Origin of the sequence: Bacillus sp. LB7, assembly GCF_030449715.1 — a bacterium.
Classification (GTDB): Bacteria; Bacillota; Bacilli; order Bacillales; family Bacillaceae; genus Bacillus; species Bacillus paralicheniformis.
In genome coordinates this window covers 116558-132390 of sequence record NZ_JASGCA010000008.1, presented here as the reverse complement: position 1 = coordinate 132390, position 15833 = coordinate 116558, and the positions used below count along the sequence as shown (strand labels likewise).

Genomic DNA, 15833 nt, shown 5'->3' with positions numbered 1-15833 from the left:
AGGAGACGAGCTTAGTGGGAGCAGTATTTTTATCAGGCAGATCCGGGAGTGGGAAAACGACCTTTATCCTGAATGAAATCAGAGAAAAACTTCGCGATGAACCGCTCGGAAAACCGATCATTTTTCTAGTCCCGGATCAAATGACGTTTTTAATGGAATACGAGCTTAGCAAAACACCCGATTTGGGCGGCACCATCCGCGCCCAAGTGTACAGTTTTTCAAGGCTTGCCTGGCGAGTGCTCCAGCACACAGGAGGCATGAACCGGCCGTTTTTGACGGGGACGGGCATTCAGATGCTGCTTCGGAGACTGATTGAAGAGCATAAGGGCGAGTTTAAAGTCTATCAAAACGCAAGCGATAAAAGCGGATTTACGGAGCAGGTGGAACGGATGCTGACCGAATTTAAACGGCATTGTCTGCCGCCTGAAAGCATCCGGGACATGATAGAGGGGACGGGCAAATCGGAATACGAAGATGAACGGATCCTTTCCGATAAATTGCACGACTTATATATTTTGTACAGCAAGCTTGAGGAAAATCTGGAGAATCAATATGTTCAATCTGAGGATTATTTGACACTTTTGGCCGAGCAGATTCCGTATGCGGATGAGATTAGAAACGCTGCCGTTTACGTGGACGGATTTCACCAATTTACGCCACAGGAGATGAACGTGCTGGAACAGCTGATGGTCCATGCGGAGGAGATCACTTTTTCGCTGACGGCGGATAAGCCGTTTACGGCCAACAGCCCGAATGAGCTCCATCTGTTCAGAATGACCGGGAAAGCGTACTATGACCTTTACCAGAAGGCGAAGGAACTCGGCCTTGATCCGTCAGAAGTGCGGCTGGAAGAAACGAAACGGCACCAGCAACATCCGGAGCTCCGGCACCTTGAACGCTATTTTGACGAGCGTCCTGCGAAACCGTATCGCGGACGGACGGAATCGCTCCGCATCATGCAGGCGTCGAACAGAAGAACCGAGATTGAAGGAATTGCGCGCGAGATTCATTCTTTAATCCGCCAGGGCCGCTTCCGGCTTAGGGATATCGCCGTCATCGCCCGCAATGTCGAAGATTATAAAGATACGATAAAAGAAGTTTTTAAAGACTGCGAACTTCCTTTTTTCATAGACGGCAAAGAATCGATGCAAAATCATCCGCTTGTTGAGCTGATCCGTTCGACGCTTGATATCATTAAAGGAAACTGGCGGTATGAAGCGGTGTTCCGCTGTGTCAAAACGGAGCTTTTATTCCCGGAGGGACAGCCGAAGGAAAGGCTGCGCGAACAGATTGACCAGCTTGAAAACTACTGTATTGCGTATGGGATTAAAGGAGACAGATGGACAAGCAAAGATCCGTTTGTTTACAGAAGATACGCTTCACTTGATGAGGATTTCGCCAAGACAGATAAAGAGATTGAAACGGAAAATATGCTCAACGAATTAAAGGGCTGGATCGTTCCGCCGGTCCACAGGCTGCAGAAGCGCTTGAAAAAAGCTGACACAGTCAGGGAAATGGCCGAAGCCGTCTACCTTTATCTTGAAGAAGCCGATGTTCCGATGAAGCTTGAACAGGAAAGGCGGCTGGCCGAAGAAAGCGGTATGATTGCCGAGTCGCGCCAGCATGAGCAAGTATGGGATGCCGTTATTCAACTGTTGGACGAGTTTGTTGAAATGATGGGCACAGAGCGGATATCGTTTGCTTTATTTCAGCAAATGATTGAAACCGGCTTGGAGTCTTTGAAATTCGCGCTGATTCCGCCCGCTCTTGATCAAGTGTTTATCGGCAATATGGACCTTTCAAGGATGTACGGCACGAAATGCACATTTCTCATCGGTGTAAACGACGGCATACTTCCGGCGAGGCCTGCGGATGACGGCGTGCTTTCAGACGATGACAGAGAGTGGCTGAAACGAAACGGCGCACAGCTTGCGGCAACAGGGCGAGAGCAGCTTTTGGACGAGAATTTTCTGATCTATATGTCGCTTTCAAGCCCGTCTGAAAAGCTCTATGTCTCCTATCCGATCGCGGATTCGGAAGGGAAGACGCTGCTTCCTTCAACAGTGGTGAAACGTCTGAATGAACTGTTCCCGGATGGCGAAGAGAAGATGCTGATTCATGAACCCGAGCAGCTGAACGATGATGCCCAGCTTGAATTTCTCGTGAATAAAGGCGCCGCCTTGAGTCATTTGGCAGGGCAGCTCGGCATCTGGACGAGGCAGTATGCGATCAGCGATGTATGGTGGAGTACATACAATTTTTTAATGAATGAGCCTGACCGCATTTTTTCTCAAAATATCCTGTCCAGCCTGTTTTTCAGAAACAAGGTCGAAAACTTGAACCGGCATGTGAGCCGCGATTTATATGGGGAGCACATTCAGGGAAGCGTGTCGCGGATGGAGACGTTCAAAGCCTGTCCGTTTTCCCATTTTGCTTCGCACGGTTTAAAGCTGAAAGAACGCCAATTTTTCAAGCTTGAAGCTCCGGATATCGGCCAGCTGTTTCACTCGGCGCTGAAGCTGATTTCAGACCGGCTTCACGAGCTTAAACTGGATTGGCGCGACTTAACGAAAGCCCAATGCGAGACTTTGTCAGGTGATGCAGTTGAACGGCTCGCGCCAAAGCTGCAAAAAGAGATTTTGCTCAGTTCGAACCGTCATCATTACGTGAAGCAGAAGCTGCAAAAAATCATTGCCAGGGTATCGGGCATTTTAAGTGAGCATGCAAAAGCAAGCGGGTTTGCCCCCGTCGGTATAGAGCTCGGATTCGGGGGGAAAGGCCCGCTTCCTCCAATGCGTTTTACCTTGAAGAACGGCTGCACGATGGAGCTTGTCGGCCGGATCGACAGAGTGGATAAAGCGGAGAGCTCAAAAGGGCTGCTGCTTAGGATTGTCGACTATAAATCAAGCGATAAAGGCCTCGATTTGGCCGAGGTGTATTACGGCCTCGCTCTGCAAATGCTGACATATCTCGATTTGTCGATCACACATTCAACCGATTGGCTCGGCATAAAGGCATCCCCGGCAGGCGTGCTTTATTTTCATGTGCACGATCCGATGATCCAGGCTTCGGTGCCGCTCGGCCTTGATGAAATAGAAAAAGAGATTTTCAAAAAGTTCAAGATGAAAGGGCTGCTCTTGGGAGACCAGGAAGCGATCAAGCTGATGGACACCACACTGGAACAAGGCAGGTCGGACATGATTAGCGCCGGTTTGAAAAAAGACGGTTCGCTCCGTTCGGATTCTGACGTTATTGCAGAAGAGGATTTTCATGTGTTGAGGCGCCATATCCGCCGGACATTTCAGAAGGCCGGCGAGGAGATCACAGACGGCAAAGTGTCGATCGAGCCTTACAAGCTAAAAGACCGGACACCGTGCACATATTGTTCATACCGGTCATTCTGCCAGTTTGACGAATCGCTTGAGGAAAACGAATACCGGATATTAAAACCGGAAAAAGACAACGTGATTTTGGAGCGGCTGAAAAAGGAGGATGAGACAGATGGAGATTTCTAAACCGAAGGGCAGCACATGGACTGATGACCAATGGAAGGCGATCGTCTCATCCGGCCGGGACATTTTAGTTGCGGCAGCGGCCGGCTCCGGAAAAACGGCCGTGCTGGTTGAGCGGATCATTCGGAAAATAACGGATCAGGAACGTCCCGTAGATGTCGACAGGCTGCTTGTCGTCACCTTTACGAATGCATCTGCGGCTGAAATGAAGCACAGGATCGGCGAAGCGCTCGAAAAAGAGCTTGCCGAAAATCCGGGATCGCTTCATTTGCGCAGACAGCTTGCTTTATTAAATAAAGCGAGCATATCAACATTGCACTCATTCTGTCTTCAAGTCATCCGCAAATACTATTATTTGATCGATGTTGATCCGGCTTTCCGGATCGCTGATCAGACGGAAGGCGAGCTGCTAGGCGATGAGGTGCTGGACGAGCTGTTTGAAGAAGAATACAAAAAGCAAGATCCGGCCTTTTTTGAACTTGTGGACAGATATACGACAGACCGTCATGACCTCGATTTGCAGCATCTTGTCAAGCGGGTCTACAAGTTTTCCCGTTCGCATCCCGATCCGGAAGGCTGGCTTCACACATTTGTTGATCTGTATGACGCGGCTTCAGATACGAAAGTTGAGGCTCTGCCGTTTTATTCTTACATTAAAGAAGACATCGCACTCGTTCTGGAGGGGATGCGGCAAAAGCTGACCCGTGCGCTTGATTTGACAAAGCAGCCCGGGGGGCCTGCTCCGCGCGCCGAAAACTTCCTCGATGATTTAGCACAGATTGACAGGCTGATTCAGCAGCAGAATGATTTTTCGGCCCTGTACGAGCTTGTACCGGCCGTTTCGTTTCAAAGATTGAAGCCGTGCAAAGGAGATGCGTACGATCCTCGATTGGTTGATGAGGCGGCAGACCTCCGCAACAGCGCGAAAAAGCAATTTGAAAAGCTGAAAAGCGATTATTTTACGCGAACTCCCGAGCAGCACCTTGAGAGCCTGAGGGAAATGAAGCCGGTCATTCAGACGCTCGTCCAGCTCGTGTTGGAGTATGGCAAGCGGTTTGCGGACGCGAAAAAGGAAAAAGCGATCGTCGATTTCTCAGACCTTGAACACGACTGCCTTGCGATTTTATCCGGGAAAAACCAAGCCGGCGAAGCCGTGCCGAGCGAAGCGGCGATGTTTTACCGCCATCAGTTCGATGAAGTGCTTGTTGATGAATATCAGGATACGAACCTGGTCCAGGAAGCGATTTTAAAGCTCGTCGCCAAAGAGGAGCATGAGGGGAACCTGTTTATGGTGGGCGATGTCAAGCAGTCGATTTACCGGTTCCGCCTGGCAGAACCGCTTTTGTTCCTCTCGAAATATAAACGCTTTACAGACGATGGCTCGGGTTCCGGCCAGAAAATCGATTTAAATAAAAACTTCAGAAGCCGTTCAGATATTTTGGACAGCACGAACTTTTTATTTAAGCAGCTCATGGGAGAAAAGGTCGGGGAAGTCGAATATGACGAACAAGCAGAATTGAAGCTTGGCGCTACTTACCCGCCGAACGAAGCGACAAAAACGGAGCTTCTGCTCATCGAAAACCAGAGCGGCGCGCAGGATGAAGAGGCTGAAGAGCTTGAGGCGGTCCAGCTTGAAGCAAGAGCGATGGCCGGGCAAATCCGCAGGCTGATAACAGAAAAATTTCAAGTATATGATGCCAAAGCGAAAGCGTCGCGGAACATCCAGTACCGTGATATCGTGGTGCTTTTGCGGTCGATGCCTTGGGCGCCGCAAATTATGGACGAGTTTAAACAGCAGGGGATCCCGGTATACGCGAACCTCTCAACGGGTTATTTTGAAGCGACAGAAGTATCGGTCACACTGTCTTTATTAAAAATCATCGATAATGCTTATCAGGACATCCCGCTTGCGTCCGTTCTCAGATCGCCTGTTGTAGGTCTTGACGAAAATGAGCTTTCCTTGATCAGAATCAAGGATAAAAAAGCGCCGTTTTACGAAGCGATGAAAACATACCTTTCTGCAGCAGACGGCGATGAAAGGCTCAGCGAAAAGCTTCGCCGCTTTGACGCCCTGCTCAAAAAGTGGAGAGCGTATGCGAAAAACCACTCTGTGGCAGAGCTGATCTGGGAAATCTACCGGGATACGAAGTATTTGGATTATGTCGGCGGAATGCCGGGCGGAAAACAGCGGCAGGCCAATTTGCGCGCGCTTTACGACAGGGCGAGATCCTATGAAGCGACATCGTTCCGCGGTTTGTTCCGCTTTTTAAGATTTATTGAGCGAATGCAGGAGCGGGGTGATGATCTCGGAACGGCAAGAGCTCTGAGTGAACAGGAAGACGTTGTTCGGCTGATGACGATCCACTCAAGCAAAGGACTTGAATTTCCTGTCGTATTTACCGCCGGTCTCGGACGGAATTTTAATATGATGGACATGAACAAGTCTTATCTGCTGGATAAAGAGCTCGGTTTCGGAACGAAGTTTATTCATCCGAAGTGGCGGATCAGCTATCCGATGCTGCCGCTGATCGCGATGAAGAAAAAGCTCCGCCGCGAGCTTTTATCAGAGGAGCTCCGCGTCTTGTATGTCGCCCTTACCCGGGCCAAGGAAAAGCTGTACCTGGTCGGAACGGCGAAGGATAAAGAAAAGCTGCTTGCCGACTGGCGGTCACAAGCGGCAGGGTCTGAGTGGCTGCTCCCGGATTATGAACGGTTTCAGGCGAAATCTTACCTGGATTTCATCGGGCCTGCTTTGATGAGACACAGAGATATGGATGAATCCGGCGCGCCGCTAGTGATTGATGAGATCCGTGAACATCCGGCCCGCTTTCAGGTCAGCTGGCTGTCCGCCGCGGATCTTCAAGCAGAGGATGTTGATCAGGCTGGTGAAGAAAGACACGGCCGGCTCGCCCAAATTCAAATGGGGCTTCCGATCGACGGTTCGTTTGAGTATGAGCAACAAGTCAGAGAACGGCTGACATGGTCATATCCATACAATGACGCCGCCAAAGTCCGAACAAAACAGTCTGTCTCAGAAATGAAAAGACAGAAGGAATATGAGGATGAATACGGCGACCGCTCGCTGATCCGCCCATCAAAGGAGGCATTCCTGTTTAAGCGGCCGTCCTTTATGATGGCAAAAGGCCTGACTGCGGCCGAACGGGGAACGGCGATGCACACCGTCATGCAGCATATTCCGCTGACCCGTACGCCTGAAATAAATGAGCTCAGCCGTCTCCTTGACAGACTTGTTGAGAAAGAGCTGTTAACAGAAGACCAGCGGGCAGCGATTGAAGAAGACGATATTCTCGCATTCTTTGATACGGAAATCGGACAAAAGCTTCTCGGCGCCCGCCGCGTCGAACGGGAAGTTCCCTTTAACATGACGCTGTCCGCCAAAGAGGTTTATCCGGATCTTGAGTCAGCCGACGAACCTGTGTTGATACAGGGAATTATCGATTGTTTATTCGAGACGGAGGACGGTTTTTACCTTCTTGATTACAAAACTGACCGGATACACGGAAAGTACCGAAACGGCTTCGAAGGGGCCGAACCGATTTTAAGGAAGCGTTACGAAACACAAATTCAGCTTTATGCACGAGCCGTTGAAACGATGATTAAAATGCCGCTCAAAGGGCGTGCACTGTACTTTTTTGACGGAGGACACGTGCTCTTATTTTAATATGAAACCGGCTTCCCCCTGACGATTTGGGGGGAGCTTTAATGAAAAGAGAGGTGAGGCACACATGCGAATTTTACATACAGCGGACTGGCATTTGGGAAAAACGCTTGAAGGGAGAAGCCGCCTGAAGGAACAGGCGGACTTTCTTGAAGAGCTCACAAGGATCGTAAAAGATGAAAAGATCGACGCCGTTATCATGGCCGGAGACGCATTTGACACAGTGAATCCGCCTGCACTGGCTGAACAGCTTTTTTATGAAAGCCTCTCTGCCTTGTCTGACAAAGGAAACCGTCCGGTTGTCGTGATTGCCGGCAACCACGATAATCCGGACCGCCTTTCCGCGGCCTCTCCATTAACGACAGAACATGGCATCCACTTGATCGGGTACCCGAAGACTGAGCCAGTTGATATAGAAGTCGCTTCTTGTGGGGAGATCCTGTCAGTCGCAGCGCTCGCCTATCCTTCCGAGTCCAGACTGAATGAAGTGCTGTCGGAAACATTTGACGAAAAACTGCTGCGCGACCAGTATGATGAGAAAATCAAGCAGACCTTTCAGCGTATGTGCGGCAAGGCGAGAAAGGATGCGGTGCAGATTGCGGCAAGCCATATCTATGTGGCGGGCGGCAGCCAGACGGATTCTGAGCGGCCGATCGAAGTCGGAGGCGCATATACGGTGGCTGCGGAAAGCCTGCCGGAAAGCGCCGCCTATGTGGCACTCGGGCATCTTCATCGCCCGCAGACGATTAAACGGGCCCGCACGCTTGCCAGATATTCAGGATCACCGCTTGCCTACAGCTTCTCCGAAGCGGGATACGCAAAATCGGTCACTATTGTCGAAGCCGCACCCGGTCAAACGGCATCATGGGAAGAGGTCTATTTGACGAGTGGAAAACCGCTCGTCAAATGGAAGGCGGAAAAAGGGATGTCCCAAGTGTACAGCTGGCTGGAGGAAGAGCGGGACAAAAACGCGTGGATCGACCTTGAAATCCAACTGACAGACCAGCTGTCGATTGAAGAAATTCACCGTTTGAGGAAAGCGCATCAAGGCATCATCCATATTCGTCCGGTTTTTGAGGAAGCCGCCTCGGATGAAGAGAAGATCCGGTCCAGAAACGTGCCGATTGAAGAACGGTTTATAGCGTTTTATGAAAGACAAACCGGCGGAGCGGTTCCCGATGAGGAAACCGTCAAAATGTTTCTGGAGCTCGCCGCAGGATCGGAACAGGAAGAGGGTGATGAAACATGAAGCCGATTTCTCTGTCTATTAAGGGACTGCACAGTTTCAGGCAGGAGCAGGTGATCGATTTTGAGCGCCTGTGCGATGCCGGTGTATTCGGCATCTTCGGGCCGACCGGAAGCGGCAAGTCGTCAATTCTTGACGCGATGACTCTCGCTTTGTACGGGAAAGTGGAGCGGGCTGCCAATAATACGCACGGTATTTTGAATCATGCCGAAGATGAGCTTGCCGTATCGTTTACGTTTAAGCTGCAGACAGGCCATGAGACGGCTTATAAAGTGGAACGCGTCTTTAAGCGGACAGACGCCGTTAAGGTTAAGACGTCGATCTGCCGCTTCATTGAAATGAAAGAGGAACAAATCGTTCTAGCCGATAAAGCGAATGAAGTAAACCGGAAAATCGAAGAGCTGCTGGGCTTGACGATCGACGATTTTACAAGGGCAGTCGTCCTGCCGCAAGGGAAATTCGCCGAATTTCTTTCCTTAAAAGGAGCGGAGCGGCGGCAGATGCTTCAGCGCCTGTTCAACCTCGAACAATACGGGGACAGGCTCGTCAAAAAACTGAAGAAACAGGCGCAAACAGCACAGGCCAGAAAAAATGAGATGCTTGCCGAGCAGGCTGGATTGGGCGATGCGGGGGAAGAGGCGCTGAAACAGGCGGAACAGCATCTCGAAGAAGCCGAAAGCCTTTTGCAAAGCAAGAAGCGCGAACGAGACGCAGAAGCGCAGCGCTTTGCGGAGTATCAGGAGATTTGGAACCTGCAGCAGGAAAAAGAAAGCTATCTAAAAAAAGAGGCGGAGCTTTTAAAGAAACAGGAACAGATTCGGGAAAAAGAAAGCCGCCTGAACCTCGCCGAAACGGCAAATACGCTCAAGCCTTATGCAGACGCCTTTCTGGAAGCGCGGGAAGATGCCGAACGCGCACGCCGGGAAGAAAAACAAGCGCGGGAACAATTAGAACAATATGAAGAGCTTCATAAAAAAACAGAGCGCGAGTACGAGGAGTTCAGGCGTCTTAAAAATGAAAAGGAACCGGAGCTTCTCAAGCAAGAAGAACAGCTCACCGCTTTAAAGGAAATAGAAAACAAGCGGCTTGCCGCACAGGCCGAAGGCGAAAAAAAACAGCGCGAACAGCGTTTGAAAGAAGAGGAAATCAAGCATGCGGCAGACGAACTGGCCAAGGTGAAAAGCCTGCTTGAACGCGGAACAGCCAAGCAGAATCAGCTGAAAGCGGAGCTGAAATCTGTCCAGGTATCTAGCGAAGAGCGTAAAAACTGCCGAAATGCCAATCAGCTTGCTTTTCACATTCAGCAGCTTAACAACGATGCTGCTTTAGAAAAGGAACGGCTTGATCAGCAGGAGACGCTGATCAAAGAGCTTCAGCAAGAACAGCAAGCGGTGGATCAAAAGGTAAGCGCTGAAACCGAACGCATCCAGGCATTGTTTGCCGCTGTCGAACGAGCGTACGCGCTCGTTTGCGAAACGGACAGATCGCTCTCTGAGACCATCCGTCTCGCCTCTCAAAAAAAAGAAGAGATTGCGGCAAAACGGGAACAGGCATACCGTGATCAGCTGGCAATCGAACTGGCAAAGCAGCTCAAAGACGGGGAGCCTTGTCCGGTCTGCGGATCTGTACATCATGAAATGCCCGCCCGCGTCGGCACAGAAAGCCATTCCTCTAAAGAGGCGGAATCTGAACTGGAGAAAACGGAAGCCATTATCGCGGAAGCCGGCGCGCTGGCTCAGGAGTTTCTCTCGGCTAAAGTGGCGCTCGAACAGCAGTCTGACCACCTGGTGAGCGAATGCCCGTTTTTAGTCAAAAGCAAACATGAACTGCCTGAAACCGCTGCATCGTTAGAAGAAGGCACCATTCCCGAACGGTACAGCCGCATCAGCTTTGAATGGAAAGGAATCAGACAGGATCTCGCCGAGACAAAAAGCCGGATGTCCAAGCTCCTTCACACATATAAAGAGCTCTGCAAGAAACGCGACCAAATCAGCGAGCGCCTCGGCCATGAAGAAAAGGAGCGCAACAGGCTTCAAAACCGCGTCCGCGAATTAAATGAGCAGTTAAATGAACGCCGAAAAAGCTTCGGCGAACAATTCGACGGCCTTTCTTATGAGCAGGCTGAAAAATGGCAAAAAACGATTGAAGAAAAAGATCTGGCCGCAGAGGCATTTGAAAAGCGAATCGAAACGAGCATCGACTTTCTTACAAAACATGAACAGCAAAAAGAGAAACTCACCGAGCGCTTGTTTGCACTTGATAAAGAAAAGCTCGACCTCCGCTATGCGGTCGAAAGCCTTAATAAAGAAATAAACGATTATCAAAAAGAGCTGATGGGCTATCCCGATACAGCCGCGATCGACAAAAAGCTTCAAGACGTGAAAACGCAATTGGCCAAGCTGCATGAGCAGGAACAGACGCTTTACGGACAGCTCAAAGAGACCGAATCCGAGGTCAGCCGTTTAAGAGGACAGACAAAAGGGTGTGAGCTCGCTTTGCGTGAAGCTGAAGCAAGGCTTGCGAAAGCGGAGGACATTTGGCAGGAAAAAGCCGGAGGTACACCTTTTGAAAAGGGTTCTGAAGTGAAAGCGAGCATTTTAGACCGCGATGAGCTTGCCCGGCTGAAAGAAGACATTCAAATGTATTGGGATCAGACAAAGCAGTGCGAGTCCAATATCAAGCGGATTACGGAAAAGCTTGATGGGAGATCGGTTTCTGAGGAGAATTGGGAAAAAGCCGCCGTCACGAAGGACAAGGCGGAGGAGGCATTCAGCAAAGCCTTGGAGGAAAGAGGAGCGGCCGGCAAAGCTCTCGCCGTCATCCGCGAGAACCATAAAAGGTTTAAGGAGCTTGAAGCATCATTGGCTGAATGGCAGACATACATCGACCGCCTTGATAAACTCCAAGCCGTCTTTAAAGGAAACAGCTTTGTTGAATACTTGGCAGAAGAGCAGCTTGAAAGCGTCACAAGAGACGCATCTGCAAGACTCGGCGAACTGACAAGACAGCGGTATGCGATTGAAGTCGACTCCGAAGGCGGCTTTGTGATGAGGGACGATGCCAACGGCGGGGTCAAGCGCCCTGTGACGAGTCTGTCAGGCGGGGAGACCTTTCTGACTTCACTGGCGCTTGCGCTTGCACTTTCGGCACAGATCCAGCTTCGGGGAGAGTATCCGCTCCAATTCTTCTTTTTGGACGAAGGGTTTGGCACGCTTGATCAGGATTTGCTGGATACGGTCGTGACCGCATTGGAGAAGCTTCAGTCTGACAATCTGTCGGTCGGTGTGATCAGCCACGTTCAGGAACTTCGGGCCAGGCTGCCGAAGAAGCTGATCGTCCATCCGGCTGAGCCAAGCGGCAAAGGTACAGCCGTATCGCTTGAAATGATTTAACCTGATAACCAAAAAGCAGCCTTCTCCTAAAGGAAGAGGCTGCTTTATGCATTTCCGACAACATTCTGGTCGCTTACATCCGGGTCTATATAATTTGTCGCGTTTATACCATTGTTGACGATAAGGAAATCTCCAGTATTACCAGCACCAGAACCGAGTGCAGACTTTGAAGAGCTTTTTGGAGATAGATAAAAAGAATCGCCGAAATTCACTACTCCTCCTGAGATTTCATTGATTTTAATGGGTCCGACAATGGCTGGCATGATTGATCGACATCCTTTATAGAAGTCTCTGAACCAGTATATGTCGGGCGGGCTGCTATTGTGAGTTCCTTGGAGGAGGAAGCTTTCTGATATGTTTGATTCTCGCCTCAGCAATGATTCGGCGCGTCGAACCAACCTGAAAAACTGAAGAAGAGGAAACCCCGGCAATTTTTACAGCTCTGACTCGAATGACGGGAACCTCATGGAAAAACGCTGATGAGACGCCGGTTTCCGGTAATAATTGTGGTATCGGCTGCTGAAAAAGAGGGAAATCTTCCTGATTAAATGAGCCTTCATTTCCGAAAAAAAGTGAAAGGTAGCGCTGGACAGCGAGAATTTTCACTTTAGGAACAATCTCTTCGACATCCCCGATTTGCAGCGTGCTGGTGATCAGTACTGATTGTACTTTCAAAAACTTTACTTTTGACGTTCTGATCATCTTGATTCCGGCGCCAGCGGGACAAACGGCCCGACAATGAGAGATTCAGGCGGTGTATCAAAAATTGACGACTGGGAAATGCATTCTGTATCTCCGATTAAAAAAACAGACGATGTTGAAACTGCCGTAATATTAATATTGCCTACATCGAAACAGCGGTTCACAACGGTAAAATTCATTCGTTTTCATTTCCTTTCATTTCATCAGGAATCGATTTGAGAAAGTGTTCGATTGCCCGGGCGATATCACGTTTCACATAATCGGCCAGCCGCTCTGCATGCTCGCGGGGCTGGATGTTTTCGTCAGGCTGCACATGTTTGACGTAATAGCGGATGCGGCTGTCGATTTGCTTTCTGATGTCTTCGATGATATGGTGGCGGTTTGTATCGTCCAGTTTACTGTCATACCGGTCTTCCAGCTGTTCCAGCAAACGAGGGGTTTCTTCGTTTAAGTAGGCATCGACGAGCTGTCTTGTTTGCTGCATCAGCTGGCCGTCGAGCTCCTGCTGCAGCATTCCGATACCCGGCGGCTGCTGGCTGATTTCAAAGTTTTCCACCTGGTCAGGATCTGTCGGATTGAGCCCAATGTTGAGCGTTCCATCAAGACGCTCGATCTTCAGCTGGTCAAATTTGTATTCAATCCGGTCAATCCTTGTGCCGGGATTTTCTTTCAGGTTGTTCAATTCTGCCTGTAATACGGCCATTCGCCTTTCGAGATTTTCAATCAGAGCAGCCTGCTGCTGCACATAGCTGTACCAGTTTTGAGAATATGAAGGATTGTTTTGCTTCATAAGTGATCACACCCCCGTTTAGCCTGTTGTAACAGATGGAGCCGTGAGAGGAACGAGTACCGGTGACGGCCCCTCTGCCTCTTGGAAAACTTCGCCGGTAACAGGCGGGGCTGCTTCCGTGTAGCTCCCTGTATTATAAAGGTTGGCAAGTGTTTTAATGGAGCCCGCGCTCCCGATCTGCAAGACGGAAGAGTTGCTGATGCCTTCGACTCTTAAATAGTTGATTTGAATCGATTGGTTGATATAAAAATTCATGCCCCCACCTCCTTACAGGTTGCCTGCGACCGGCTGATCGATCATATCGTTGTCATATGTGTTGGTGATGCTGTTCTGGTTGTATACGCTGAGTCCGTCTCCGGTATTGAAACTGCCGGCGCCTGCGAATGTTTTAACTTCTGCATAAGGAGAAATCGTGATGCAGTCTCCGACATGAACAACGCCGCTCGTACCGACGGCATTTACTTTAAAAGCTCCGACAATAGCTGGCATGATGGCACACCCTTTAAGTAATCAAACGTTTTTTATGGGCTATACACCATATCCTATGTTGATTAGGCGCTTTTGTGATAAAAAAAAGTTTTTCCGTGAGTGCTGATCACATGCGGGTGAAACGCATCAGATGGGTAAACGTATGAATAAGAAAAACGGTGTGATTAGGGGAGGAGACGTATGTATTTTCAATTGAACGCGGTGTCAATCGCTGCAGCCCTGCTGTTCTTTTCAGCCGCCTATGCAGTCGGAATAAAAAAACAAACCTGGATATTGCGGGGATTTCGCCGGGAAAGGATAAGGGATCAGGATAAGCTGGCCAAAATCGCAGGGTATTTCTTTTTGAACAGCGGATTTTTGTTATTCTTGAACGGGTTTGTTTATATCCCGTATCAAGAGTCCTTTACGCCTTCAGTCATTCTTGCCTACGGTGTGTGCACGATAATTTATGTTCAAAAAACCATGGCCGAATAGCCAAAGCTGCGTCCTGAAATCAACGGGTGATGAAACGAAGGAGAGGGAAGGCCGGCATCAGGCGCAGCTTGCAGTCGGAGGTCATGACGTGTGGCGGCCTTTTCTTTCTTCCGCATGTATCACGCAGTTTTCATCCTTTTGCATTCTTTGGTTCAGCAAGTTGTCCAATTCCTGACTGCATTGAATGGCCTCTTTGGAGTTGATGCCGAACTTTTCGGCAGCTTCAAATAAGGCCAGTCTTTTTGCTTCAATTTTATTGTTCATCATGGCAGTCTCCAACTTTCGATTTGTATTTTGAGTCGGTGATTTCAGGTATTCAGCAATGATGTCCCTTGATATTGCTAGTATACCTTATTTTGTGTTAAAGGGATTTTTTTCGCCAATATGACAAAAAATGTGACATTTTTTTTGAAAGACTGCACCCGCTTATAATCGGGAAAGCTCGAAAAGCAGGAACCGCTTCCTCTGTTCGATAAAATGGAAAATTTGTTTTTGCTCATCTTCGAGTCGGCTGTATGTGAAGGTTGTATAAGGATCATGTTCAAGAAAAGGCGCGATTGTCTCATGCCAGTCTACCGCAAACCGCGAAAGCCGGCTGATTGTAAATTGGCGGTGCAAGACGTTTTTCATTAAATTGAAGTATTGGGACTGAAAAGCAGGGATGTCGAGCAGTCTCGCAGACAGTGTATTATAGCCTTTCGCCGGAATCCGGTTGTGTTCCATTTCTTCCCCGTGAATATTCCGTCCCCATGTCGCGTCATAATCCCATGGAATAATTTGAAACGTTTTTGTGCGATCGTTTAAATAAAGCGCGTAGTTATGGACGAAGCCGTCGAAATTTTGGGTGCAGACGGCGCCGATGAGCCACAGCAAATATTGTTTGACATCGAGATATCGTTTGATTTTCTTTTCAAATATGGCGTCTTTGGCGGTATTAATAAAGTAGATAAATTCCTGGAGGTAATCATCGTGGCGGCTTGACCCCGTTTTTCTTTCATATCCCTGCATGAGATTTTGCTTAGCCTTTTTATCGAAGGAGCTCAGCAGAGAAAAATTAGCATCGTCATCAACGGCATAATAAATGGCCCCCCTTTCTAAATTTCTCCTCTTTAAGAAATGATCGTCAACAGATTCGATTTTTAAATAGATGCCTTCTTTTTTTTCATTGAGATAAAGGAAAACATGCGATGCTGCCGGCGCAAGAACGCCGATTTGTTCAAAAAAATGAAAGGACAGCCTGTTTCTGATGAAAGACGGGTCGTGATATTCCGCGTTCAAATGAAGCGCAGCCTCTTCAGCCTTTTCTTTTCTGTCCGGATATTGAATGAAATAGGACTTTTTTGTCAGTTCGCGGGTGTGGGCCCCTCTGTATGACACTGCGACAGGCGTCTTTGCTGAACCGGTCAAGAGCATGCCCGGAACGGCTTCATCACTCCAGACGTCTTTTTTCAACTCAAGCAGATGCTTCGGATGAATGTGCAGCCTGAAGGCCGGCAAGGCAGTGGCACTCATCATCATTTCCTCCTTTTTCAGCTGACATATCATATGT

13 protein-coding genes are annotated in these 15833 nt (G+C 49.1%); 5 read left to right on the top strand and 8 right to left on the bottom strand.

Translation table 11 applies throughout. The features are described from left to right. The first annotated feature begins 14 nt into the window (after positions 1-14). The 4 genes from addB to sbcC all read left to right on the top strand — a co-directional run bounded on the left by addB (position 15) and on the right by sbcC (position 11829). The gene (addB, locus tag QMZ64_RS12605; protein WP_301441338.1) at positions 15-3515 is read left to right on the top strand and encodes a helicase-exonuclease AddAB subunit AddB; all 3501 of its coding nucleotides are present in this window, start codon (positions 15-17) and stop codon (positions 3513-3515) included. Beyond that, on the top strand, positions 3502-7194 hold the full coding sequence (gene addA / locus QMZ64_RS12600) for a helicase-exonuclease AddAB subunit AddA (RefSeq protein WP_265627395.1): 3693 nt from the start codon (positions 3502-3504) through the stop codon (positions 7192-7194). The genes addB and addA overlap by 14 nt, the downstream gene beginning before the upstream one ends. A gap of 64 nt (positions 7195-7258) precedes the next feature. After that, the gene (gene sbcD, locus QMZ64_RS12595; protein WP_265627394.1) at positions 7259-8440 is read left to right on the top strand and encodes an exonuclease subunit SbcD; all 1182 of its coding nucleotides are present in this window, start codon (positions 7259-7261) and stop codon (positions 8438-8440) included. Continuing rightward, positions 8437-11829, top strand: a complete 3393-nt coding sequence (sbcC, locus tag QMZ64_RS12590) for an exonuclease subunit SbcC (RefSeq protein WP_265627393.1) — start codon at positions 8437-8439, stop codon at positions 11827-11829. Before sbcD ends, sbcC begins: the two co-directional genes overlap by 4 nt. Positions 11830-11873: 44 nt before the next feature. Here sbcC and QMZ64_RS12585 read toward each other — a convergent pair whose 3' ends face one another. From QMZ64_RS12585 to QMZ64_RS12560, 6 genes are read right to left on the bottom strand one after another with little or no spacing between them, the layout of a single operon-like run. Then, positions 11874-12092, bottom strand: coding sequence for a spore germination protein (locus tag QMZ64_RS12585; RefSeq protein ID WP_016885923.1), 219 nt, complete (start codon positions 12090-12092; stop codon positions 11874-11876). A gap of 55 nt (positions 12093-12147) precedes the next feature. Next, positions 12148-12531: a spore germination protein GerPE gene (locus tag QMZ64_RS12580; protein WP_265627392.1), complete on the bottom strand. Its 384-nt coding sequence runs from the start codon at positions 12529-12531 to the stop codon at positions 12148-12150. Next, positions 12528-12710, bottom strand: coding sequence for a spore gernimation protein GerPD (locus QMZ64_RS12575; protein ID WP_265627391.1), 183 nt, complete (start codon positions 12708-12710; stop codon positions 12528-12530). Before QMZ64_RS12575 ends, QMZ64_RS12580 begins: the two co-directional genes overlap by 4 nt. Next, the gene (gerPC, locus tag QMZ64_RS12570; RefSeq protein WP_265627390.1) at positions 12707-13321 is read right to left on the bottom strand and encodes a spore germination protein GerPC; all 615 of its coding nucleotides are present in this window, start codon (positions 13319-13321) and stop codon (positions 12707-12709) included. Before gerPC ends, QMZ64_RS12575 begins: the two co-directional genes overlap by 4 nt. A gap of 18 nt (positions 13322-13339) precedes the next feature. Beyond that, complete coding sequence (locus QMZ64_RS12565) at positions 13340-13576, bottom strand: spore germination protein GerPB (protein ID WP_265627388.1); 237 nt, start codon at positions 13574-13576, stop codon at positions 13340-13342. Positions 13577-13588: 12 nt separating this feature from the next. Further along, on the bottom strand, positions 13589-13810 hold the full coding sequence (locus QMZ64_RS12560; RefSeq protein WP_075754903.1) for a spore germination protein: 222 nt from the start codon (positions 13808-13810) through the stop codon (positions 13589-13591). 180 nt (positions 13811-13990) lie between these two features. Here QMZ64_RS12560 and QMZ64_RS12555 point away from each other — a divergent pair, with 180 nt between their 5' ends. Next, positions 13991-14284, top strand: a complete 294-nt coding sequence (locus QMZ64_RS12555; RefSeq protein WP_265627387.1) for a DUF3784 domain-containing protein — start codon at positions 13991-13993, stop codon at positions 14282-14284. A gap of 81 nt (positions 14285-14365) precedes the next feature. Here QMZ64_RS12555 and QMZ64_RS12550 read toward each other — a convergent pair whose 3' ends face one another. Next, the gene (locus tag QMZ64_RS12550) at positions 14366-14548 is read right to left on the bottom strand and encodes an aspartyl-phosphate phosphatase Spo0E family protein (protein WP_020450876.1); all 183 of its coding nucleotides are present in this window, start codon (positions 14546-14548) and stop codon (positions 14366-14368) included. 162 nt (positions 14549-14710) lie between these two features. Then, positions 14711-15796, bottom strand: a complete 1086-nt coding sequence (locus tag QMZ64_RS12545) for a CotH kinase family protein (RefSeq protein WP_265627385.1) — start codon at positions 15794-15796, stop codon at positions 14711-14713. Positions 15797-15833: the final 37 nt, after the last annotated feature.